We start from the raw sequence: 23,345 nt of genomic DNA on the forward strand, positions 1-23,345 counted from the left end.
TCAACCGTTGAGGTGGCGGAAGTCGTCCAGATTCTGCTGGTAGAAGGCGATGTCCTCGGCCAGCCGGTCGCGCAGGAAGCAGTCGGGCTCCGCCTCGCGGGCGGCCAGCCCCTCCTCGGTCCAGAACGCCTCGGCGGGCACCTCGTCCTCACCGGGCGGGATGAACTTGAGCGCCTCCCCGAGCGCGTCCCTGGCCGTCTCCCAGCCGCTCACCACCCGCTGGAAGAGCCTCTCGTCCCCCGGCTCCTCGGTGTATTCGAGGTCGTCGGCGAGCGCGCGGCGCGCGTACCCCGCACCGGCGAGCCGCCACTGGCCGGGGTCGATCAGCTCGGACAGGCCGACGCCGAACCGCTCCCCCTCGTCCCTGGCCTCCGCCTCGCTCGCGTACGGCACGAGCACCTCGACCCCGCCGGACCGGACCGTCCACGCCTCGGGTCCCTCGACCGGCGGCTCCTCGCGCGCGGCCTCGTCCACGGTGAGCGCGAGATACAACCGGGCCTCCGCGAGCGTCCGCGCGTACGGGATCGGCACTGCCTGCTCCATTCCAGTCACTTTAGGCCCCGGCAAGCTCCCGGTAGGTGTCGCGTACGACGAGCAGCCGGTCGAGGCGGAACCGCCCCGGCTCGGCGGCGCGCACGGCGCGTCCCCGCTCCGACCAGAACGCGTCCTCGGGCACCTCGTCCTGCCCGGGCGGGACGAATTTGATCACTTCCTCGACCGCGGCCCGCGCGATCGACAGCGCCTGCCGCTCCCCACCCTCCGGGACGTTGCCCGCCGTCAGGTCGGCCACCCACAGCCACTCGCCGGGGTCCAGCAGCTCGGACGGCTCCGCGCCGCCGAACGTCGGGAAGCCCGTGGGCGTCACCTCCCGTTCCGGGAGCCCGAACAGGTGCTCCCGCTCGGCGCCGCACGCCGCGCACCGCCCCTCGTAACAGGTGACCAGCTCCCCCTCGACGCTCGCCAGGCCGCTGTCCCAGTCGGTGTCCGCCGAGCCGCAGGCGCAGGGGTTCAGGTCGAGATAGAGGTGCGCCTCGTCCCTGCTCCTGGCGATCGAATAGGGCATCACACGTTCCTCACCTTCCGCGGTCCGGTGTCCTTCGGTGCGGGGACGGTCTCGTCCTCGTCGTCGGGCGGCTCCCAGCCGGAGGTGTTGCTGAGCCTGCGCATCCGCTCCCACAGGTCGGGGACCGGCGCCTGGGGCGGCACGGTGACCCACGGCGGCGGGGGCGCCGCCTGGCCCCGCGCGCCGAGGTCGCGGGCGACCGCCTCGATCTCGTGCCGCAGCCGCGCCCGCTCCTCGTCCGAGGTCGTCGCCCTCCATCGGCGCGACAGGTAGGCGTGCTCGTTGTAGCGGGCGGAGGCACAGGCGTCGTAGCCGGGATCGAGGGCGTTCAGGAACCGGCGCACCGTCCCCTGCTCCGCCGCCGACCGCTTCTGCAGCGTGTCGCTGATCTCGTGCAGCAGCACCCGGGCCACCACGTCGGGGGCCAGCCTCGGCGCCAGCCGGATCACATGCGGGCCGGTGCCCGCGCTGACCTCCGTACGGCCCGGGCGTCCGCCGCCGGGGTCCTCGGGCAGCACGACGAAGCGCTGCGTGCCGAACCTGGCGGTCTCGACGGTGACGACCCTGCCGTCCGGCGTCGCGGTCACGGCGTGGACGCCACGGCCGAAGTCCGCCGGGCGCAGGTCGGCGACGGCCGCGGGGATCTCGGCGTTCGACAGGTCGGGCAGGTGCGGGGCCCGGCCGTCGGCCACGAAGGCGGTTTTGGGGATGGGTTCGGCCGTCACGTTGCCGGCCGCGGTGACGAGGGGGGTGCCGCCCCAGGTGCCGTCCGCGGCCGTCTCGGGCACCGGCCAGCCCGGGTCGGCCGGCGCGGGCCGGGCGACGCCGAGGGCGTCGAGCCGTTCGCCGATCCGGTCGGCGAACCCGTCGGACCGCCCGCCGTACAGGTCACGCAGGTCGAGGCCGTGCCCCTCGGCCAGCGCCACCAGGTCGGGCGGCACCGTGCCGAGCGCCTCGGCGAAGGACTCGCCGGACAGCTCGCCCGCGGGCGTGGCATGGTAGCGCTCGACGGTGCCGTCGGGCCGCCTGAGGTGGAGGTGGACGTCGGCGCCGAGGTCGCGGGCGACCAGCCTCGCCTCCTCCACGAGCGCCATCGGCCCCGGCGCCGTCGCACTCGCTTGGCCGATGTCGGCGACGATGCCCACCGGCAGCGTCCCCGTCCGTCCTCTGAGCACCTCGGCCACCGCTCTGCTGGGTGCCGCCGGGTCGTACGACGGCTGCCTCTCGGCCAGCGCGCGCACCCTGTCGTGGGAGAAGAAGACGCCGGGCGCGGCCGCCCGCTGCCGGTGGAAGTCCCACAGCGGCCGGGCGGCGCCGGCGTCGCGGCGTGCCAGCATCTCCTCCAGCGCGTGCTGGAACATGATCAGGTGGGCCGTACCGGTCGCGCCGTGCGGGATGTCCACGGTCCGCAGCACCGTCTCCGCGCCGTCGCGCGCCACCTGGCGCACCTCGAACCGGAGGTCGAAGTCGGCCCGGAACCGCACCTTGGCGCCGGTGCCCTTCTCGAAGACGCTGGTCTCGTCGCGGTTGCCGCCGCTGCCCGAGCTCGACTGCGCGGTCTGGTCGCCGGCGCCGAGGTCGGTGCCGACGCCCGCGGCGTGCCCCCCGCTGTACGTGCGGCCGAGCGGCGCCATCTGCCCCCGGTCGGTGGCCGTGCCGGCCGTGTTCTGCTCGCGGTCGACCTGCCCCAGCTCGGTGTCGTTCAGGCCCAGGGCCACCGGGTCGGGCTCGGAGAGGTCGGCGTGTATCCGCACGTCCACCACCTGGCCGGGTCTGCCCGACATGGGCAGCCGGATGAGCCGGTGCCCGTCGGGGCCGGTCATCCGCTCCAGCCGGGTCGTGAGGCCGTTCCCGGTGAGCGCCTTGGCCAGCTCGGCGTAGTGCTCCATGGTGGCGGCCCCGCCGAGCAGGTCCTCCCGGGAGAGCCGGTTGAACACGGCACGCAGCAGGTCGTCGGCCTTGAGCCGCTCGGTCACGAAGACCTCCGGCGGCACGACCCGCCGCACGTCGGGCCGGGCGGGCGGCCGCGCGGACACCGTGCCCTCCTTCGCCACCATGCCGTCCGGCAGCACCCGGGTCATGGTGCCGCGCAGCGTGATGTGGCTGGTCCGGGGGACGCCGGTGGTCCTGGCGACGGCTCCGCGCAGGCGGCTCGACGTGCGTTCGACCTCGATCGTGATGGTCACCGGATGCTCGACGAGCTGCCCGCCGCGGAACGCCGCCGCACGCTGGATGCGGGTCCGCTGGGTGCTGGTGAAGGCCGTGCCGGTGTGCGAGCGGTCGGTGGCGGCCGCGCGGCCGCCGCTGCCGGTGTCCTGCCCCGCTCCGGCGTTCGCGTTGCCACCGAACGTCTTGCCGGACGACTCGGCGCGGTCCTCCTGCGTGTACGTGTAGTCCTGCAGGATCTGGCCGAAGTTGTGGACGTTTCCGCCATACGTCGCCTGGTCGCCGTGGAGCTCCGCCGTGATCCTGACCGTCACGTCCTCGGTGAGGTGCGGACCGATCTTGAGCGAGTACGTCTTGACGAAGCCCTCCGGCCCGCTCATGTCGTCGATCTTGCCCCACCAGCGTTTGCCGGCGAAGTCGCCGAACAGGCTGCGCAGCAGGACCGGGTCACGCTTCAGCGCGCCGGGCGCCACCTTGCCGATCTGGTCGAGCACCTGGTCGAGCAGCTTCGTCCGCTTGCCGCCCGGGGCCGTGAGCTGAACCGACTTCACGGTGCTCTCGCCGAGGGAGTCCTCGTACAGATCGGGGACGTCCACACGGCTGGCCAGGTCCGGCAGCTTGTCGTGCATCAGCTTGAGCCGGTTCCCCCCGGTGGCCAGGTTCATCGGGAAGTCCTTGGCGAGCCGTTCGGTGAGCATGTCGCGAGGGTGCTTCTGCTCCAGGTCGGGCCGGGGGTGGGCGTTCCTCCGCGCCACCGCCCGGTCGACCAGGTATCTGCGGACCAGCGGCACCGCCGTACGCGGGTCGAGCTGGAGGTTGCCGTCCAGCAGTCGCGTCACCGCGTCGGCCACCTGGTCGAGAGGCAGCTTGAGCTCGCCCCTGCCGTAGAGGTCGAGCGCGTCGCGCTCGGGGAGGGAGTAGACGACCGTCCTGTCCCGCAGCGGCTCGGCGTCGGCTCGCCGGTTGCCCGCCTCGTCACCGGAAACCGTGATGTCCGTCTTCATCGCGAACACGTAGTGCTTGCCGGTGTCGATGGCCAGCCGTTCCCTGCCCCAGATCGCCGTGTCGGAGATCGAGGACGATTTGCTCCCCGCCCCGGACAGGCCGACCCCCTCCTTGCCCCCGAGCGGGCCGGGCAGGGCCTCGTTCGCGCCGGTCGAGGCGTCCACCGACCGTCCGCCGCGCGTCTCCATCCGCGTGGTGTGCGCGCCCATCGTGAAGTTGATGTCGCCGATCACCAGCTCGGCCGCGGTCACGAACGCCGACTCGCCCGGCTTGGCCGTGATCCACGCCGACGCCCGGTGCGCACGCAGGCCGCGCGGGCGAACGGCCAGGGCGGTGCCGTACGTCGTGGCGGGTCTGGCGGGGTCGGCGAGCAGCCATTCCGGGTGGGAGATGAGGTTGCGCATGTTGAACGCCTCGGCGAGGTGATGGAACGACACCGAGCCCGGCCGCATCGCCTTCGGCAGCACCGATCGGAGGGCGTCGAGCACGCCGGTCCCGTCCACGTGCAGCAGGGTGGCCAGGCTCAGCGCCTCCGGGGACGTCGGGTGGCTGGGCGAGAGCCCGGCCCGGTCCTCGGGCAGGAGGTCGGAGGGCAGCAGCACCCGCATCCACACGTCGTCGCTCTGGGCCAGCGGCGTGACCTTCCCGTTTTCGATCAGGTCCACGGTCAGCGTGTGCGGAACCTCGAAGACCGCCGCCGGAGTGGTGCCCTCCGCCAGCGTGACCAGGTTGCCCGTGTCGTTGAGGGTCGTGCCTGCCGTGCGCCCCTTGCTCCAGTGGAAGCCCCCGTCGCCGCCGGTCGAGCCGGCCTCGCCCGGCTTCGTCTCCAGGCCGAGGCCGGGGCCGATGTCCCGGGCCCCACCGCTCGACCGGCCGGTCGAGCGGCCGGAGGTCTCCGACGAGATGTCGAGGTCGGTCACGACGTCGGCGGCGCTGGTGCCCCTGAACTCCTCCTGTCCGGACTGCTTCAACCGGATGCGCACGGTGAGATGCCGGCTGGCCCGGCCGATGCCCTGCGTCACCAGGTCGAGGAAGATCCCATCCTGCATGGCCTGGTCATACGCGGTTTGCAGACGGGCCGGGGAGAACTGCTCGGCAATCTCGATCATGTTGGCGATCTGGCTCGCCCGGGTCAGCGGGTCACGCGACAGCCGGCCGTTCTCGCCCGGCAGCAGGCCGCGCGCGCGCAACGCCGCCTCGACCTTCGCGCGCACCTCGTCGAAGTTCCTGGCACTCTCCGGCCGCTCGCTCGCCTGGACGAGCGCCGGCCCGGCCCCGGTGTGCGACCAGCCGGGCAGCCTGGGCAGGCGGCCCTTCGGCACACCGGGCTTCGGGTCGTCCCTGAGGCTGCCGTCCTTCCGTACGGCCGACCGGTCGACGGGAAGGCCGTAGCGGTACGCGTGGGGCTCCGGCATGCGGAACAGGCCCGTGCTCCGGCCGCTCACAGGGGCATGCGGGGCGTCGTCGGTGTTCAGCTGCACGGTCACCGTGTGCTCGAGCTCCAGCGCGTACGCCTGGGTGTGGCCCGCCCAGCGCTGCACGCTCGGCCGGATGGCGGTCCCGCCCGCGCTCATCGACCGCGACCGCGACCAGGAGCGGCCGAGCCCGCCCGTGAGGCGCGGTGTGGCGGTCTTGTAACCGTCGAGACCGGCCGCGCCGAGCATGTGCTGATCACCGACGGGAAGCTGGACTCCCGCGGTGCCCTTGATCTCGAAGGACCGGCCGGCCGAGCGCGAGCCCGACGCGCCCGAGAACCCCACGCGCAGCCGTTCCAGGCGGTGCTTCCTGCTCGGCGTGCCGACCGGCCGCGCCGTGTCCATCACGACCCGGGTATTGACCCGCACATAGCCGACCACCCGCCCATTCACCGTGATCGGGCGGCGCAGCCCCTCGGGATCGTTGATCGCCTCACCGAGCCGGGCCGGCAGCTCCTTCGTCAGGATCGTGAGGATCTGGTCGCGGGTCATGCCTCCGACCTCGGGGCGGCCGATCCGCTCCGCGGTGCGCTCGGCGAGGTCCTGCAGCCCGGTCAGCCCGGTGACCGCGTGCTCGGGGAACGGCGTGCGCTGCCGCTCCTTTCGCGGAAGCCGGGTGACCTCGGCCGGCCCCCGCTGCGCGTGCGTGTGCGGCAGATACACCTGCAGGCTCCGGGCGTCGCCGGCCGTGCCGCTGTCCACGCGCGCCGTCTCGGTGCCGGTCGCGGTGCGCAGCTCGACTTCCGCCGAGGCCAGCCCGTCGAGCACCAGCGCCTCGCCCGCGTTGTCCTGCACCGCACCGGCCAGCGCGAAATCCGACGCGTTGCCGTTGAACGACTCGCTCCTGCCGAAGGTGGCGCCGCCCTTGAACACGCCGAACTTCATCAGCATCCCGAGCCAGTGGGTGTCCTGCCACGGCTTGGTCAGGGCGTTCAGGTCGAGATTGGGCGCCAGGCGCACCGCGCGGTTGGCGGTGGCGGAGGCCGAGCGGCCGCCCTGCGGCAGCTGGCCGAGCATCGACTGGGAGTGCCGCACCGGATGGCCGAAGACCTCGACCAGGTCCGTGACCTTCAGCCGCAACCGCAGCTCGGCCCGCGTGCCGCGGCCCACCCGCAGCACCACCCCGTCCTGCGACACGAGCCATCGGAAGTTCGACCGCAACACGTGCGACAGCTCGTCGGGCGCGTAGCGGTGGTCGATCCCGGCGCGTTCGAGCATGTCGTTGACGACCTGGGTGAGCCGTTCGAGGTGGGGCAGCCGGCCCGCGGGCGTCGCCTCCGGCAGGACCTCGGACGACGGCAGGGCGTCCGCGAACGCCTTCTTGTACGCGGTGTGGGCGGCCTCCGCCTCCCTGGCCAGCTGGGCGATCTCCGCCGGCAGCGGGCCCTTCCGGCCCGTGGGGAGGGCGTTCAGGGCGTTCTCCAGCGTCTCGTACGCCGTGCGCGCCTCGACCGCCTGCCGCACCGCCCGCGCGTACGCCTCCTTGCTCCGGCGGGCGCGCTCGGCGGTCGCCCGGTGGTCCTCGCGGTCCGCCAGCGCCTTGCGGCGGCGTTCCTCGGCGCCGAGGTCCTCCTCCCGCGACGCCTTCTCGGCGGCCTCCTCGGCCTTCTTCGCGTCGGCCGTGGCCGCCCTGGCGCTGCCGATCTTCTCCTTGACCGCCGTGAGCAGTTCGTCGGCGGCGTTCGCCAGCGTCTCCCGCTGGGTGCGGGCCAGCCCGAGCAGGTCCGCCACCGGATCGGGCGCCGTGGGGCTCTGCGCGGTGGAGGCGGTTGAGGTCTGTGTCGCGGGGCCGGGCGCCGGCTGGGATGCGGTGGGTGGCCGGGGCGCCGACCAGGGGGTCTCCGGGGCGACGTGCCCGAGCCTCTCGATCTCACGCCCCAGTTGCTCGATCTCGTGCGCGATGGCGGCGCGTTCCTGCGCCGGGGCCGCCCTCCACTGCCTGTCCAGGAGCGCGTGCTCGCGATAGCGGGCCGTCACGCAGGCCGTGGCGTCCGGCTCGGCCGTACGGCTCAGGAAGGAGCGGATCACGCCCTGCCGGGGGCCGGACATCCGCTGGAAGACGTCGCTGATCTCGTGCAGCCACACCCGGGGCAGGATGTCGTTCGCCAGGCGCGGCGACAGCCGTACGACGTGGGGGTCCGCGGCCGTGCCCGAGCGGACCCTGGTCCTGGCGAGACGGCCGTCGGGCACCCGGCCGATCTCGAACCGGAAGTGCTGCGCGCCGAGCCGGCCCGTGTCCACGACGACCGTCCGCTCGCCGGCTGTGCTCAGTCCCGTCACGTCCGGGCCCACGTCGGACGCGTGAAGCGACAGGAAGCCCTGCTCCGCCTCCTGCGACGACACGTCGGCCAGGTGCGGCGGCCTGCCGTCGGCGACGAACAGGCTCCGCGCGATGGGCCGGGCGGTCACCTGCCCACGTCCCCGGGTCGTACGCGGTCCCGGCCGCGCCGGGTTGGCCGTCCGAGCGGAGTTCGTCGCCGGAGCAGGCCCCGTGTTGGAGGAGGTCGCGGTGCTGGAGGAGGCCGCGGCGGCCTGGCCTCCGCTCGCCGGATTGGCCGTCCCGCTCGTGCCGGAGGTGGACGGAATCCCGGCGAGGCTCTCGGCGCGCCGGACGATGTCCGCGGCGGTGTCGGAGGAGCGGCCGACGCGAAGGGCGTGGTCGGGTCCGTGCGGCGGGACCGCCGCCACTTCCTCCACCAGTCCGGCCCCCACGTCGCTCAGCCGGTCGGGCCGCCATCCGCGCGGGTTGTCCTCCAGCACCTCGCCCGCCACCTCGACGGCGGCGGCGCGGCTGTCCGGCGTCGCGTCGGCGAGCCGGGCGAGCGCGTCGAGGGCCCCCTCGACCGGGAGCCCCAGACTCTCCTCGGCGATCCTCGCCCCCAGCAGGGCGGCCGCCTCCGCGCGAAGCCGAGGGGTGTCCACACCCTCGGCGGCACGCGTCGTCAGCCGATCCGCGAGGGCCTTCATGTCCTCGCCCGACAGCTGCATCGGCCTTCCGTCAGGACCGGTCATCCTGGCGCCCCGGCCGTCGCGCAGGAAGAGCACGTCGGGCGCGATCGTGAACAGCACGTCGGAGACCGCCGTACGAGCCGAAGCGTGCGCCGCGGCGACGCCGCCGGAAGTGGTGCCGCCGGTCGTCCCCGAGGACGCCGCCGGTGCCGAGGCGGCCGGTGACGCCGCGGCGGACGACGTCCCTGTGGACGCGGCCGACGTGTTCGCGGAGCCGGCAGCAGCGGGGGTGGCCGCCGCCGCGCTGCTCGCACCAGTCGCGTTCGCCGCGCCGCCCGTGGTCGCCGTGCCAGCCGTGGTGCTTGAGCCGGCCGCGCCGGGGTTGGTGCCGCTCGCGGCCGTCGCCGGGGCGGGATTGGCGGTGGCCGACGGGGACGCGCTCTGCGCTGCCGCCTGTGCCTGACCGGGATTCGCGGCGGACGAGCCCGCCGCGTTCGCGTTGGCCGTGCCGGTCGCGTTGGCCGTGTTGGCCGTGTTGCCCGCGTTCGACGCACTGCCGGACGCGCCGGGGTTGGCACCGCCCGCGTTGGCGGTACTGGCTGTGCCGGGGTTCGTCGTGATCGCGCCGGACTGTGCGGGAGACGGCCCGGTGGTGGGCTGGCCGGTGGTGGCGGACTGGCCGGAGCCGCCGGGTGGGGCGGCCGTCACCTGGCCGGACGGCGCGGTGCTCGCTGCCTGGGTGGATCCGCTCGGCGTCGCGGCCGCCGTCTGGCCGGACGGCACGGTGCTCGCCGCCTGGGTGGATCCGGAGGGCTGCCCTGTGACGAACGCGGTGCTCGTGCTGCCGCCGTTGCCCGCGGCCTGGCCGCCGCCGGTCGTATTCACGTTCGCGGAACCCGGATCGCCGCCCGAAGGCTGTCCGGCGGCGGGAGCCGGTGACGTGCTGGAGAGGGCGCGGGCCAGGTCGGTGCGCAGGCTCGTGTCGTACGCCGAGGCCAGGGCCGTACGCGGGCTGAGGCCCGCCTCGATCACGTCCGGATTGAACGGGCTGATCGTGTTCGTACGGGCGGCGCCCGACAGAGCGGCCCCGACCAGCGACTCCCCGTCGGGCATCTCCCACTGGCCGTACACGAGCCCGTTGGCGAGGACGCTTCCGGCCGGGGAGGCGATCACGTTGGTCAGGCCGGTCGTCAGCGCCCGCCCGGGGAAGCGCTTGAACGCGTTGCCGAAGCCGGGGGCGTCGGTGTTCAGCCTTCTGAGCAGGGGCGTCCTGTTGACCAGGTTGCTGACAGGGTGCGCGGCCCGCATGCCGACGGCCGCGCCGCCCGCCGCGCCCAGGGCGGCGGCGCCCGTCATCTTCAAGTCCCAGCCGTCCCGGGTGCCCATCTTGCGCTGCTGGAGCTGGGCGATGCCGTCGCCGACGACCTCCTCGCCGATCTCCTCGACGAGCTCCCTGCCCAGGGGGTTGGCGAGGATGCGGCCGAGCAGGCCTGCCCTGGCCGAGGCCAGCACGGTCCCTCTGGCGAGCGCCTGGGCCGCGGCGGGACGGCCTGCGATGAGGGCGAGCTGTTCGAGGATCTTCTCCATCTCGGCGCGGGCCCGGGCGGCGATCGGCCCGACGAACCGGGTGGAGGCCCCGGCGGAGTAGAAGGCCGCCAGGAGCGCGATGAACGTGGCGATCAGCGCGATCCAGAACATCGCGTTGTTGGACAACTTCGAATGCTGGGTCCCGCGGGCATAGTTGTCGGCCTGCACGGCGTAGGCGAAGTGGTTGTTCGCCACCCCGAGCAGGCCCGACTGTTCCGAGTAGTGCTCGCCGAGCCGCGCCAGGAACGCCTGCGTCGACGGGCCCTGCATCCCGCTGAGCACGGCGAAGGCCGCGGCTCCCACCGGGTCGATCGACTGGACGACGCTCACGGTCGCGGACCGGTGGGCCCGGGCGAGCTGCCACAGCAGGCTCTCGCTCGCCTCGGGCCAGGTCTGGCCCGCCGTGAGCAGGGCGATGAGGTCGTCTGCCCAGGCGGGCAGTGACTCGCTCCAAGCGGGGGTGACGTCGACGACCGAGCCGCCGCCGTCGGCGAACTCGGGCAGCCCGTCGCCGGTCGAGTTGACGTCGCCGTTCGTCGTCGTGGCCGGCTTGGCGCCGGAGCCCGTACCGGTTGTGGAGGAGTGCGTCATCGTCAGACCCGCTTCAGGATCTCGCGCACCTCTCTGGCCCGTTCGGCGTCCATCCCCCGGGCGTTCTCGGCGCTGCGCCGTACGGTCGGGCCGAGCTCGACCACCTTCGCGGCGAGCTCCTCACCCTGCTTCATCAGCGTGTCGGGCCCGTCGCCCTGCAGGTAGGCGGAGCGGAAGGCGGCCCCGGCCGTGTCGTGCCCCCACGGCTCGGCGGCGTTGAGCCGCCGGATCTCCCGCAGGCTGGCGGCGTAGCCGCTCTCCGCGTCGGACGACGCTGCGTGCCACTGCGACAGGCCCTTCGCGAGCTGCTGCGGGCGGATGTCGACGTAGTTCACCTCGAACAGCTCACTCATTGGCTCTCCGGTGTCCGCTTCGGCATCTGCAACGACATCTGTTCGAGCACGGCGTCGAGGTCACCGTGGATGTGCGCCCTCATCTGCTCGGCGGGGATGAGCGGCGCGAAGATCTCGACGACCCGGTCCTGGGCCTTGGCCACGGCGGCGTGGATGGTCCGCGTGATGGCGTCGGCCAGGCCGCGCGCGTCCTGCCGCCGGTAGATGCGCGGGTCGAGGTCGAGCCTGATGAGGTCGCCGTTCGCGCCGACGGTGGCCGCCACGAGCCCGTCACGCGACTTCTCCGTCACCTGCACCGCACGCGCCTTCTCGTGCAGCGCGGGCGCCTCCTCCTGCAGGCGCATGAACGTGGCCCGCAGTTCCTCGGCGTACGCCCGCAGCCCCGCGGCGTCCGGCGCTTCTCCCCCGGTCGTGTTCATCACCCCGATCGAGCGCGTTCACCTCGATGATGATCTATGTCCAATATGCGGGATTATCACACCTCGCTTTGACATCCGGCTAGTGATGGCCGGCAGAGGCGGCGGAGACACCGATCGGACACGGGGTCACCGCTCTACCCGGAGAACCTCTTCGCGAGGTCCCGGGCCCGTCGCGCGGCCTCCGCCCCCTGGTCGCCGGTGACGGGCGACCCGGGCATCCGGCTCAGGCGCTCCACCTGCTCGGCGTAGCGCAGGTACTCCCGGTGCGCGTGTTCCCGGCAGGCGAGGCAGGTGACGCTTTCCGGACGGGTCGAGGTCATCGCGTAGGGCACCCGGAGCCCGCAACCGGCGGTGACGACATTCGGCGCGTCGGGCGCGCGCCCCAACGACGAGGCGATCAGATTGCGGTAGGCGGCACCGGCCTGCACCACCTTCTGCTCGACGTGGATGTGCGCATCGGTCTCGCTCATCTGCGTCCGCCCCTTCGATCCGGCTCGTCCCGGAATCAGGCTAGTTCGCCGAGCCCCAGGTCGAGGGGCTCGGCGTGCTCGCGCAACTCGCTCACCTCGGCCCGGGCCACCCAGCGCCGGTGGACGCCCCGCTCGATCCGCTCCATGCCGAGCGCCCGTGCCACCGGCAGCCGCCCGCCGGTGTATTCGAGCAGCAGCTCACCTTCGCGCTCGTCCCGTACGAGACAGGGGGCGCCGCGCCACTCGCACACCCGCGTGACGTGGAAGACGGCCTCGCACTCCTCGGCGGGCACCGGCCGCACGAAGCGGCCCGGAGCCCGCTCCGCGAACCCGTCGGCCGGCCCGTCGCCGAGCAGCCGGATCAGCAGCCCGTCGTGTCCCGGATCAGGATTGGCCGGGAAGTCGGCTCCCCGCCAGCGCGCCCGGTAGGAGCTCGCCGGGGCCTGCGCCGGGTGCTCGCCGGGCATCCAGCGGCCGAGGTCGCCGTCGTAGACCGCGCGCACGACCTCGGTCCCCGCCGCGGTCAGCTCGACGATCTCCGAGCCGTGCGGCAGCCGTACGGCGTCCACCTTGTACTCGCGGACCAGGGAGTCGACGTTCGGCGCGAGGCCCATGCCGGCGAACGGCGGCTCCTCGATGACCCAGCCCGCCATCGCCGCCATGCCCGCCTCGTCGGTCCCGCCGTACGGCGTGCGGTAGAGGTTCAGCCCGACCGTGCGCCACCGCAGCAGGAACAGCGAGCCGTCACCGCTGAGCAGGCCGTCGTCGGCGCCCCGGCCGAGGGCGTCGGCGAGCACGGCCGGCGTCGCCACGTGCGCGACGTCGAGGGCGTGGTGGCAGTAGCCGGAGACGCGCGACTCCCCCTCGCCGAGGTGGGTCCGCAGGTCGTGCGGCGTCAGCGGCTTCTGCACGACCGGCAGCGCGGGCTCGGGCTCCGCCCTGCGATCCTGCGCGAGGGTGGGGACCGCGAGCCTGGCGACGGTCCCCGGTTCGAGCAGGAAGCGCACCGGCAGGCCGGGGTTGACGGCGAGGCCCCACCGGGGATCGGGCCAGCCGGCGGCCAGCTCGACCAGCGAGGTGATCCTGACCCTCGGCAGTCCCGTGGCCGCCCGCATCGCCTCGACCGACGTGTAGGCGGGCAGCCACACCCGGTCGGGCGCGGTGATCGTCGGCCAGGCGGCCTCGCCGTCCGGCGGCGCGGGCAGCGCCAGCTCGGTGTCCCTGAGCATGCCAAGGCAGGCCGCGAGGTCCCCCGCCTCGTACGCCGCCCCGAGCCGCCGTTCGAACGCGCTCGCGGCCCACTCCATCAGAGGGTCATCGGAGGCATGAAGGACGGCGTCTTCGGCATGTCGTTCACGTCCGGAAGGGGATCGGTGAGACCGCCGGTGGTCCCGTCGAAGGCGACCTTGGCCTTGGTGAAGTCGGGCGCCTGGATCGCGATCGCCTGCATGCCGGGGAACTTCTGCTGGGCGCCGCCCGTGAGGTAGGCGACCCCCGCGAAGATGGCGGCGACCTTCCAGCTCACCTTCCCCAGGACCGTGAACACCTTCTGCGCGACCCTCGACAGGGAGGCCATCGCCCCTGTCACAACGGGCTGGATCGCGGCCAACGTGACCGGGTTGGCCTTGGCAGCGGCGCTGGCACTCGCCAGCGTCATCGCCGCCCCGCCGATCGACAGCGAGATGTAGCTCGCCACGGTGTAGATCTGAGCCGCGGAGTCGAGGCTGTCGCCGACGCCTTTCATCCCCTTGTCCAGCCCGTCGAGCTGAGTGTCCAGCTCGGCGAACTTCTGCTTCACCGTGGTCAGCATCCGCCCCTTCAGATGCTCGTTCGACTCGAGCGCGGCGAGCTGCCCGTTCAGATCCTTGCGCAGCTGTCCGATGTCGGCGGGTGCCTGGCCGTTCTCGCCTCCCTCGTTGCGCCACTCTCGCGCGCCCCGCGACATGGAGTCGGGATCGGCGATCATCGTGGCCAGCAGCGCCGCCAGCGTCAGCGCGCTCGGCTCAAGTGTCGCGGCCATGGCCGCCAGGCCGGCGCCGGTGATGAAGTTGCTGCGCGCATTCCAGATGTCCGACATGGCCTAGACGTCCTCCTGCATCCCGAGGACGGGAGGTGCCACGTCCTCGTCACCGAACCAGGTGCTCTCGTCCTCCGGCACCGCCGGGCCCCGCGTGCGTTCCTTGTCGTCGTTGCCTCCCGCGCCCGCGCCCGCCATCGGGGCGTACGGCATGCCGGCCATCCCGCCGGCCCCCACGCCGGTGCGGCCGGCGGTCCCGGAGCCGGCGGCTCCGGCCGTGCCGTACCCGCCGGAGCCGTACCCGCCCGTGCCGGTGCCGGTGCCGCCGGTGCCGGGCCAGTTCCCCGTGGTGAAGTCGCCCGGGCCGTAGCCGGTCGTACCGAGGTTGGGGACCGTCGGGACGGGCGCGGGGTTCGGGTTGTAGGACGAGAGAGAGGTGCCGCCTGGGCCGGTCAGCCCCTGGGTGTTCAGGCCGTTCTGGTCGAGCCCGTCGAGGCCGGTCTTGCCGAGCCCGGCGCCGCTCGGGTCGAGCCCGGTGCCGCTCGGGTCGAGCCCGGTGCCGTTCGGGTCGAGCCCGGTGCCGCTCGGGTCGAGGCCGGTGCCGTTCCCGCCGGGATCGGGCAGGTTGCTCGGATCGGGCAGGTCCGGGTGCTTCAGACTGTCGTCGAGGTCGGTGCCCAGCTTGTCCTTCGGGAGCTTCCAGCCGTTTCCGAGGTCGGAACCGGCGCCGACCTTCGGCACCCCGCCGCCGAGTCCCAGCTTCTTGGGGTCGAACCCGGGGCCCTTCGGTCCGCCCGGCACGTCGACCTTCCCGTGGCCGCCGGAGCTCTGCTTCTCGGCCTCCTTGGCGTTCTTGACCGCCTGGTCGATGGCCGTCTTCCAGGACTCCAGGACCTCCTTGCCCTTCGCCACGGCGTCGGCCGTCGTGTTCCGCACCTGGCTGTGCACGCCGTTCAGGCTGCCGCCGATCACTCCGAAGGTCAGCATCGGAAGGTGGATGTTCTTGACCCGGCCGCTCGTGTCCGCCAGGACCTGCCCCCGGCCGGCCACGTCGTTGCCGAACTTCGCGACCTCGCCGTAGTCCATCTTGAACTCTGGATCCGCCAGGCGGGGGTCCACCGCGCCGCCTGCTCCCATCGAGGTCGCGAGGCCGGCGAAAGGATTCGTCGCGCCTCCGCTCGTATCGGTCACAACACCCTCCAGCAGATTCCCGGCAGATTGGATTTTCAACTACTTACGGCCGAGTCGCCACAAAGTTCGCAAATCGTACAAATCCTCTAACCGGCCGCCTGACAAAATCACAAGAGACGTGACAAAATCTTAATCTCGGACAGCCCCGGCAAGCCCCCCGCTGATCCATTACTGTGACTTTTGGGTCATCACCCGACCCTCCTGGTCGGGGGAATTCGACAGGATCAGTGGAGGTGACCATGTCGCACTCTGGCGCAAGCCAGGCCCAAGTGAGCCGGCACGACCTGGACGAGGCGATCACCTGGATCGGCGACGCGGCCGAGAACATCCGCGGCATCCAGCGCTACCTGGACAGCTCCGGCGAGAACCTCAAGGTCCACTGGCAGGGTGAGTCGCACCACGCGTTCGACAAGGTGCACCTGCTGTGGCACGAGCGCATGGACGTCATCCTGGGCAGCCTGCAGACCCTCGCGGAGAGCATCAAGGCGAACAACAAGAACTACGCCGAGTTCAACGCCCACGCGACCGCCGAGATCAACAAGATCGAGGCGCTCATCAACCAGGCCCCGCCCGCCTCGTACAGCCGCTGAGCCCGAGACGACCACCAGGAACGGACGGAGAGCGCGACGGTGGACTTCGACATCACAAAGGTCAACTTCAGTGGTCTCGACACGGGCGAGACCGAGTTCCAGAACGCCTTCAACAGGCTGGTCACGGAGCTGGAGAACCTGGAGAACAAGCTCAACACCAAGACCGCGATCTGGCAGGGCAGCGCCAAGGACGCCTACGACCAGACCAGGCGGATCTGGCAGCAGGAGGCCAAGGGCCTGGCGGACATCGTGTCCCTGCTCGCCAAGAACATCAACATCACCAACATGAACATGCAGGACGTCGAGCGGATCAACGCCGCCATGTTCGACGGCAAGTAGAGCGGACGTCCGACGGTACGGCCGGCGGCACCGGTGATCTCCGCCGGCGCCGTCCTCGGCCGTGAACGGGAGGGTGACGCATGTCCGGAGGCGTGGAGGTCAGCCGTACGGCCCTCAGGAACGCCCGCAAGGACTTCGAGGAGGCGCTCGAGCTGCTGGCGCCCGGGGCGTCCAAGCGCGAGGTGACTCCGGTCGCCTTCGCCGAGGGCGGCGCGGTGAAGAAGCTGATCTCGCAGCGTGACGCGGTCGGCGGGTTCTGGCCCGCGGCCATCGGTTTCCACACGAGCCTGACCAGCGCGGAGGGCGCGGTCACCGCCATCTACGCGGAGATCGCCGCGACCCTGGGCATCGCCGCCGAGCGTCTGGAGCTGGCGATCAGGAACCTCGACGCCGGCGAGCAGGCGGGCGTGCAGCAGGCCGGCACGGCGGAGGTCTAGCCGTTTACGGGGAGCGGTTAAGGAGGCGTCTTGGCCGAGAGGAAGATGCCGATCAGGGCGGCGTTCGACGCGTCCGACCCGGGCGTCGTCATGTTGGACACACTGCGCACCGCGCTCGGGAAGACCGACCCCGAGCTGATCAGAGCGGCGTCGGGTGAGTTCAAGGGTGTGCACGACAAGCTGAAGTCCGTGGTCGACACCCTCGACAAGCATCTGGACGCGCTCGACAAGCACTGGACCACGGGCGACGACGCCAAGCAGGTGAAGGAGCAACTCCGCCGGCTCAGGACCTCCACGGTCGCGGTGATGAACGCGATCGTGGAGACCTCCCTCCCCGGCGGCCGCTCCGGACCGCCCTCCACACCGGGCGGCGTGGTTCCCGCGCTGGACGTGTACGCCAGCTCGCTCAACCAGTTCAGGGGCGAGAACGTCCCGAAGCCCACCAAGAGCGACATCGACTGGTACGACGCGGCTCTGGAGGCCGGAGCGGTCGGCGCCGCGGGCGGCGCCATCGCGGGCTCTCCCTTCGCGGGCGTCGGAGCCATCCCCGGCGCGGTCATCGGCGGCGTGGGCGGGTTCATCGTCGGCGGCATCGGCGGCGCGATCGGCTCGATCTTCGGCGACGGCCCCTTCCTCAACCTCTTCGGAGAGTCGAAGGAGGAGAAGGACATGAAGGCGGCCGAGGAGCATCTCAAGAAGCTCACCCAGGCGACGCAGGCCGCCAACGACCTGTTCCCCGCCTCGCTCGACACCGACGTGCCGAAGTTCGACACGACGCCGCCCAAGTTCGACCCGATCACCGGTCCAGGAGGGAGCCTCCCGAGCGGTAGCGTCCCCACCGGTGTGGGCGGCCCGGGAGATCTCAAGTCGCTCGGCGACCTCGGGACCGGCCCCTCGGGCGACGGGCTCGGCTTCGACGTCGGCGGGTACGGCGGCTACCCCCCGTACGGAATCGGTGACGGAGCCGGATCGGGGCTGGGCGGCGACGGGCCCAACGGGAACGGACTCGACGACGGCGGATCGAACGGGACGGGCCTTAACGGACTCGACGGCTCGGGGCTGAACGGGACCGGGCTGAACGGAAACGGCCTGAACGGCACGGGCCTCGGCGGCAACGGCGACGGGCTGAACGGCGCGGGTCAGGGCACCAGCCTGGCCGCCCATACCCCGCAGCCCGGCGGACCCGGCGGCCTCGGCAGCGGTGGGCCGGGCACGGGCTACGGCACCGGCTTCGGCGCCGGCGGCGGGTACGGAGCCGGAGCGGGCGGCGGCGCCGGGTCCGGGAGCGGCGGCGTCACCGGCGTGAACGCGGCGGGTCTGCGGCCCTCCGCCGGAGGCTCGATGCTGCCGGTCGCGCCGCACGGCGCGGGCAAGGGCGAAGAACGCGAGGAGCGCGAGCGGACCACCTGGTTGCTGGAGGACGAGGACTTCTTCATGAGCGACCAGCCGACCACCTCCCCCCGCATCGACAGGGCATGATCGAGAAAGGTGTGACGTGACCCGTGACGCGGGCGGCGGTTCGCCGCCGCCGAAGCTGCGGCTGCCCGAGGGCTGGCCGGGTCTCGACGGGAGCCCGGACGGCGCGGCGGGCGGGCCGTACATCGAACACACCCGGGTCCTGCAGGTCCTCAAGGGGCTGCGGGAGGAGCTCGGGAGCCTGCGCGGTCGCGCTCCGGCGAGCATGAGCGCCACCTGGAGCGGCCCGGGCACCGCGGGTGAGGTCCAGGGCCTGACCAACGTCGGCCCGGCCGAGGCCGGCCCCTGGAACGCGGCCAGATACTTCGGGCTGAACGCCGAACAAGCCCACGAGGTGCTCAGCGGCAAGTACCAGCTGCTGATCGACCGGGTCGAAGCGCTGGTCACCGCCGTCGAGCGGGCGGTCGCCAACTACGAAAAAGGCCACAAGAGCAGCAGCGCGTGAGCCAGAGGGCAGGGAGATAGACCGCGATGGGATCCGACTCCGGCTGGGAGCTGATCAAGATCTACGAGACCCTGTACGGGCTCGACCCGGGCAACCTGACCCGGGAGCAGATCAAGCAGAAGCTCGACGCCGCCAAGCCGGACGACGTGGGCAAGGCCGGCCAGGCGTTCCTCGACGCCGCCAACCTGGTGGGCGGGACGATCGGCGGCAACGGCCCGTCCGAGGCCGGCATCCAGGCCGCGCTGAGCAGGACCGCCAAGGAGCTCGCCCAGGTGTGGCGCGGCCCGGCCGCGGTCGAGGTGCAGTCGGCGCTGCGCGCGCTGTACGCCACGGCGGGCGCGCTGGGCGACGCCATGGCGTCCAGCGGGGCCGCCATGTCCTGGTACGCGAGCGTGGTGAAGGAGGCGCAGGCCAACTTCCCCGCCGCCACGGACACGAGCGGCGAGGGCGCCGGGGGCGGCACCACGGGAAGCCCGCCCACCGACGCGGACGAGGCCGCGCGCAACCACTTCCGCAAGCTCAACGAGGACATCCAGCAGGCGAACAACGCCTTCGCCGACGGGCTGGCCTTCGAACTGCCCGCCATCGAGCCGATGACCATCGACCTCACCCAGTCGCCGCGCATCCACCCAGGCGGCACGAACGCGCCCACGACCCATCCCGGCGGAGTGTGGCACGGCGGCGACACCGGTTCGGGGTCCACCACAGGCGGCTCGGGCTCGACCGGCGGCTCAGGCTCGACGGGAGGCGGCCACTCGGGGTCCGGCGGCTCCGACGGGTCGAATGGGCCGAACGGGTCCAACGGCTCGGACGGCTCCAACGGCTCCGGCGGCTCGGGCGATCCGGGCGGCTCGAACGGGTCCGGCGGAACCGGCGCCCCCGGCACGGCACCACCGTCCACGGATCCCGGCGGCGCTTCGGGCGGCGGGCACGGCTCCGGCGACGGACAGGGTACGGCTCCGCCCGTGATCGGCGCCGACGACCGGACCAGCCTGGCGAACACGCATCCCGTGACCAACGCCCCCGGCGGCACGAGCCCGTACACGCTCACCGGCGCCTCCCCTGACGTGCGGATGCCCGTCGCGACGGCCGGGCCCGGCACCACGCTGCCGCCCGGCGGGGTGATCGGCACGTACGGCGGGCAGCGCGGCGGATTCGGGACCGGATTCGGCGTCGGCGGCGCCCAGGCGGGTGAATCCGTCCTCGGCGGGCTGCGGCCGGGACAGGGCGGTGCGGGCTCCTCTTTCATGCCCTACGCCCCGGGAGGCGCTGCCGGATCGGAGGGCCGGGAGGAGCGCGAGCGGGAGATCTACGACCCCGAGCCGGACGTCTGGCGGGTGACGAACACCATCAGCCCCGACCGCATCGGCTGACGAAGGCCCGTCCGCAGGCGACATCCCCTGACGAGGGCTCACCATGGCGGGCCGGATCGGCTGACGCGGCTCGTCGCCGCCGGGCGAGCGAGACGGGGTCCGGACTCCGGCGAGCCCGCGGATCTCCACCGCGCGGGCTCACGGCTGGTCGCAGACCCTTTCGGGCATCCTGATCGAGCCGGTTCGCGCGCCCGGCGGCACGCGGACCCTCAGGGCGACTCGGGCATCCTGATCGAGCCGGTTCGCGCGCCCGGCGGCACGCGGGCCCTCAGGGCGACTCGGGCATCCTCACGCCGCGTGTTCGCAGGAACGGACCGCGGGTCAGAGGCCCAGCCTGCGGCTGATGCGGTCGAGCTCTCCCAGCACGTCCTCCGCGGTCCGGTCGAAGGCGGACTCCGCCTCTTTGACCTGGGCGAGCACGGCCTCCGGGTCGTCCAGGAACCTCGTCTGGTCGCCGTCCTCCCCGAGCACCTCGGCCATGGCCCGGTTCATCTGCCGGTACAGATCGTCGGACGCGGCGCGCATCGTGTCCTTGATCCGATCGGCCAGTTCGCCCGAGCTCAGCCGCATCGCCTTGGGATGAAGCTCCAGCTCGCTCAGCCCCCTGCTGGAGAACTCCACACTGACCAGCCCGTCCTCGTCCCGCGCCCGGCCGACGAGCGAGGACAGGGTGCCCTGGAGCCGTTCGACGGCCGCGATCCTGGCGTCGGCGCGCTCCCTGAATCGCTCCATGTCGAAGTCGTCGAATCCGCTGCCGTCCATCTGAGCCCCTTTTCCCCGCGATTTCCGGAACACCGGCAAGTTAACGCATTCAAACCGGGGCGTACGGGGTCTACGGGCTCAGCCGTTACATATCAGTGAACATCCGTCTAATTTCCGCTTTCCACCTGCGGAAACGTCGCCTTGGCGCGTGGCAGGGGCGCGAAGCCCGGTGATAGGGAAGATCACGTGTCATACGGTGAACCCTCGCCAAGCCAGTCACCGGCGACCTCCGCGACGGCGACGCCGACCGGCTCGGTGACCGCGGCGCCAAGCGTGTCGGCCTCTTCGTCTCCGCCGGCCTCGACCGCCCCGCCGACGTCCGACCCCACCTCCCCGGCGCCCTCCGCCGGGTCGCCTAGCGGCGTGCCCACGGCGACGGCGACGTCCCCCGCTTCCCCGGCTCCGTCCGTGCCCTCGATGGTCAGCCCGTGCCCGCACACCCCGCCCTGCCCACCGCCCGCGTGCCTCCCGGACTCGCTGCGGCGGCAGCCGGGAACGCCGCAGCCCTCGAAGCCGACCGCGACCCCGGCCACGCACTCCGCCGACCCGGGCGGCGGGTCGTCCGGCCTGCCCGGTTACGAGGTGGCCACGAGCTTCATCAGGAAGTTCGCCGGCGCGGTGGGCGGCTCCGCAGACGGCGTCCGGCGGCTGAGGGACGCCACGCCCCGCTTCCAGGGCTGGAACCTCGCTCCGCTCGCCGGGGTCCCCATCGTCGGGCTCACCTTCGTCCACCGGTTCAACTCCGTCTCCGAAACCTGGTCGAACGCCGCCGGCGTCCTCGGCGACGCCCTCCACACGGACGGCGAGACGCTGGTCAGGGCCGCCGACAACTACGTCGCGGCGGAGAAGGCCGGCACGGCGGCCATCCAGAAGACGCGCATCTGAGAGGATCCGCATGTCGACCCCGCCCAGCGAGCCGGGCACGCTGTTCGTTCCCGGCCGGCCCACCTCGGGTCCCAAGGAGTTCTACGTCACGGACTCGAGCGGCAACGTCCAGCGAGCCGTTTCCGTGGCACCGGCCGAGACGGCCGACACGGCCGCCGCCTCCGCCGCCACCCGCACCGATCCCGGCTTCTTCAGGAACCTGGTCAAGGGGTTGAACCCGCTGCGGCAGCAGACGCGCACGGCGGCGGCCATGTCCGGGCTGGGAGTCGCGGCCCTCGCCCTGGACGTGGCGGCCACGCTGAACCTCGGCAACCCCTTCCTTTTCTACGACCGGCGGGAGCTCTGGAAGGAGATGGGAGGCCGGCTGGAGAGCGGCAGGTCCGACATCTGGTTCTCCTACTTCCAGGACGTCAGCCCCAACTGGAAGGGCCACGCGGCGGACCTGCTCGGGCGGCGGGTCCGCTTCAACACCACGGTCCTGTACGAGAAGCTCCACGGGGTCACCGGCGAGATGAGCAGCGCGATGCACAGCCAGTTCAAGGAGGTCCTGGAGTACGACCTGTCGGTGTTCGGCCTCTACGCGGCCACGGCGCCGATCCTCCGTACGCTGGCGGCGATGAGCGCGCACCCGGCCGGGCGGGTCGCGCTGATATCGCAGGTGGGCGTGTTCGCGAGCGCGCTGGGCAACCTCGTCAAGCAGTTCGCCGACATCTACATGGCCTCCGAGGGCGACCTCAACAAGGCGGAGCAGAAGCTCAACGACCTGCGGGCCGCCTTCTTCCAGGGGGGCGACCCGGCGCGGGGCCGCCGCGACCTCACGCTCACCCCCGACGTGGCGGACCGAGCGCACGTCCTGGACTACTGGCAGCCGGCGAGCAAGGACCATCAGTGAAGAACACGGCCGCGTTCAACGAGGGCAGGGAAGGCGACGTCGCCGGCCTGGTGCGGGAGGTCCAGGGCCGTGTCGGCGCGCTCGCCGACCTGCTCCACGGGCTGAACGAGGAGGTGGTCGAGGGGACCGACGCCACGGGCGTCGTGGTGGCCAGGGTGTCCGGAGCGGGCCGCCTGCTCGGGCTCACCATCGACCCGCGGGCGATGCGCGACCTCGACCACGTCGCGATGTCCGCCGCGATCCAGGGCGCGGTCGGCGCCGCGCGGGGCGAGACGGGCGAGCGGCTGGCGAGGGCCATGGAGGAGTTCGCGGAATCGCCCCCGCACGGCGACCCGCTCGCCCCCTATGTCGAGGCCCTGCTGCGGGAGGAGTGACCGTGGACGAGATGCGTGAGCTCCGGGCGCGCATGGAGCGGCTCGCGGCCGCGGCCGCCTTGATGGACGAGCTCGCGACCGAATGGAGCACACGGGAGTACGCCGGCAGGGCCGACGAGGGCCGGATCACGGCGACCGTCGACGCCGTCGGCACGCTTCGCGCCGTCGACATCCACCCGCTCAGCATGCGCAGGCTCGACAGCCGCGCGCTCGCCGAGGCCGTCCTGAAGGCCGTACGGCGGGCCGAGGCGGCCGCGGAGGCCGCGAAGGAGGAGATGCTGCGCGGCGGGCTGGAGGCCGCGGGGGTGCCGCACGTGGCCGGTCTCCTCGGCGACGCCCGCCGCACGTTCGACGAGCGGGTGTCGCCCGAAGGCGCCGATCGGCTCTAGCCGGGAACACCGCCGGTTCCCCCCTCGGCGGCCCCTCGCCGAATCCAGGCCCCGGCCGTGGACCCCGCTTCGAAGGTCTCCCGATGCTCAGTTTCTT

At 72.6% G+C, this 23,345-nt stretch carries 21 protein-coding genes; 10 read left to right on the top strand and 11 right to left on the bottom strand.

Annotated elements, in window-relative coordinates; genetic code table 11:
• The 9 genes from FLW16_RS20190 to FLW16_RS43820 all read right to left on the bottom strand — a co-directional run bounded on the left by FLW16_RS20190 (position 1) and on the right by FLW16_RS43820 (position 15,286).
• Positions 1-543 carry a hypothetical protein gene (locus FLW16_RS20190; RefSeq protein ID WP_221891176.1) on the bottom strand — a complete coding sequence of 181 codons (543 nt, stop codon included), beginning with the start codon at positions 541-543 and terminating at the stop codon, positions 1-3.
• Positions 544-553: 10 nt separating this feature from the next.
• Positions 554-1,063, bottom strand: a complete 510-nt coding sequence (locus tag FLW16_RS20195) for a hypothetical protein (RefSeq protein WP_079320180.1) — start codon at positions 1,061-1,063, stop codon at positions 554-556.
• Entirely contained in the window at positions 1,063-10,836 is a 9,774-nt protein-coding gene (locus FLW16_RS20200; RefSeq protein ID WP_142561651.1) for a hypothetical protein, read from the bottom strand. Before FLW16_RS20200 ends, FLW16_RS20195 begins: the two co-directional genes overlap by 1 nt.
• 2 nt (positions 10,837-10,838) lie before the next feature.
• On the bottom strand, positions 10,839-11,189 hold the full coding sequence (locus FLW16_RS20205) for a hypothetical protein (protein ID WP_142561652.1): 351 nt from the start codon (positions 11,187-11,189) through the stop codon (positions 10,839-10,841).
• Positions 11,186-11,608 carry a YbaB/EbfC family nucleoid-associated protein gene (locus tag FLW16_RS20210; RefSeq protein WP_142561653.1) on the bottom strand — a complete coding sequence of 141 codons (423 nt, stop codon included), beginning with the start codon at positions 11,606-11,608 and terminating at the stop codon, positions 11,186-11,188. Before FLW16_RS20210 ends, FLW16_RS20205 begins: the two co-directional genes overlap by 4 nt.
• A 134-nt stretch (positions 11,609-11,742) precedes the next feature.
• Complete coding sequence (locus FLW16_RS20215) at positions 11,743-12,078, bottom strand: hypothetical protein (protein WP_142561654.1); 336 nt, start codon at positions 12,076-12,078, stop codon at positions 11,743-11,745.
• 35 nt (positions 12,079-12,113) lie between these two features.
• Positions 12,114-13,385: an SseB family protein gene (locus tag FLW16_RS20220; RefSeq protein WP_260615416.1), complete on the bottom strand. Its 1,272-nt coding sequence runs from the start codon at positions 13,383-13,385 to the stop codon at positions 12,114-12,116.
• Positions 13,385-14,155: a hypothetical protein gene (locus FLW16_RS20225; RefSeq protein WP_142561655.1), complete on the bottom strand. Its 771-nt coding sequence runs from the start codon at positions 14,153-14,155 to the stop codon at positions 13,385-13,387. Before FLW16_RS20225 ends, FLW16_RS20220 begins: the two co-directional genes overlap by 1 nt.
• A gap of 3 nt (positions 14,156-14,158) precedes the next feature.
• Positions 14,159-15,286 (bottom strand): hypothetical protein, encoded by a 1,128-nt coding sequence (locus tag FLW16_RS43820; RefSeq protein ID WP_185949510.1) that lies wholly within the window; start codon positions 15,284-15,286, stop codon positions 14,159-14,161.
• Between the two features lie 239 nt (positions 15,287-15,525).
• On the opposite strand from FLW16_RS43820, the gene FLW16_RS20235 reads away from it, so the two are divergent.
• The 6 genes from FLW16_RS20235 to FLW16_RS20260 all read left to right on the top strand — a co-directional run bounded on the left by FLW16_RS20235 (position 15,526) and on the right by FLW16_RS20260 (position 19,946).
• Complete coding sequence (locus FLW16_RS20235; RefSeq protein WP_142561656.1) at positions 15,526-15,876, top strand: WXG100 family type VII secretion target; 351 nt, start codon at positions 15,526-15,528, stop codon at positions 15,874-15,876.
• Positions 15,877-15,915: 39 nt separating this feature from the next.
• Positions 15,916-16,215 (top strand): WXG100 family type VII secretion target, encoded by a 300-nt coding sequence (locus tag FLW16_RS20240; RefSeq protein WP_079320191.1) that lies wholly within the window; start codon positions 15,916-15,918, stop codon positions 16,213-16,215.
• 80 nt (positions 16,216-16,295) lie between these two features.
• Positions 16,296-16,652, top strand: coding sequence for a hypothetical protein (locus FLW16_RS20245; RefSeq protein ID WP_142561657.1), 357 nt, complete (start codon positions 16,296-16,298; stop codon positions 16,650-16,652).
• A gap of 30 nt (positions 16,653-16,682) precedes the next feature.
• Positions 16,683-18,131 carry a WXG100 family type VII secretion target gene (locus FLW16_RS20250; protein ID WP_142561658.1) on the top strand — a complete coding sequence of 483 codons (1,449 nt, stop codon included), beginning with the start codon at positions 16,683-16,685 and terminating at the stop codon, positions 18,129-18,131.
• A 16-nt stretch (positions 18,132-18,147) separates the two neighbouring features.
• Positions 18,148-18,573, top strand: a complete 426-nt coding sequence (locus FLW16_RS20255) for a hypothetical protein (protein WP_142561659.1) — start codon at positions 18,148-18,150, stop codon at positions 18,571-18,573.
• A gap of 26 nt (positions 18,574-18,599) precedes the next feature.
• Positions 18,600-19,946, top strand: a complete 1,347-nt coding sequence (locus FLW16_RS20260) for a hypothetical protein (RefSeq protein WP_142561660.1) — start codon at positions 18,600-18,602, stop codon at positions 19,944-19,946.
• A 321-nt stretch (positions 19,947-20,267) separates the two neighbouring features.
• Here the strand turns inward: FLW16_RS20260 and FLW16_RS20265 are convergent, their stop codons facing one another.
• Complete coding sequence (locus FLW16_RS20265) at positions 20,268-20,708, bottom strand: YbaB/EbfC family nucleoid-associated protein (protein WP_142561661.1); 441 nt, start codon at positions 20,706-20,708, stop codon at positions 20,268-20,270.
• A gap of 182 nt (positions 20,709-20,890) precedes the next feature.
• Entirely contained in the window at positions 20,891-21,241 is a 351-nt protein-coding gene (locus FLW16_RS43825) for a hypothetical protein (protein ID WP_185949511.1), read from the bottom strand.
• A gap of 49 nt (positions 21,242-21,290) precedes the next feature.
• Here FLW16_RS43825 and FLW16_RS43830 point away from each other — a divergent pair, with 49 nt between their 5' ends.
• The 4 genes from FLW16_RS43830 to FLW16_RS20290 are packed head-to-tail and all read left to right on the top strand — an operon-like array spanning position 21,291 to position 23,248.
• Positions 21,291-21,593, top strand: a complete 303-nt coding sequence (locus FLW16_RS43830) for a hypothetical protein (RefSeq protein WP_185949512.1) — start codon at positions 21,291-21,293, stop codon at positions 21,591-21,593.
• 10 nt (positions 21,594-21,603) lie between these two features.
• Positions 21,604-22,485, top strand: coding sequence for a hypothetical protein (locus FLW16_RS20280; protein ID WP_142561664.1), 882 nt, complete (start codon positions 21,604-21,606; stop codon positions 22,483-22,485).
• Positions 22,482-22,859 (top strand): YbaB/EbfC family nucleoid-associated protein, encoded by a 378-nt coding sequence (locus FLW16_RS20285; protein WP_185949513.1) that lies wholly within the window; start codon positions 22,482-22,484, stop codon positions 22,857-22,859. The genes FLW16_RS20280 and FLW16_RS20285 overlap by 4 nt, the downstream gene beginning before the upstream one ends.
• 11 nt (positions 22,860-22,870) lie before the next feature.
• Positions 22,871-23,248 carry a YbaB/EbfC family nucleoid-associated protein gene (locus tag FLW16_RS20290; protein ID WP_260615423.1) on the top strand — a complete coding sequence of 126 codons (378 nt, stop codon included), beginning with the start codon at positions 22,871-22,873 and terminating at the stop codon, positions 23,246-23,248.
• Positions 23,249-23,345: the final 97 nt, after the last annotated feature.

Source organism: Microbispora sp. KK1-11 (assembly GCF_006874435.1).
Lineage (GTDB): Bacteria > Actinomycetota > Actinomycetes > Streptosporangiales > Streptosporangiaceae > Microbispora > Microbispora catharanthi.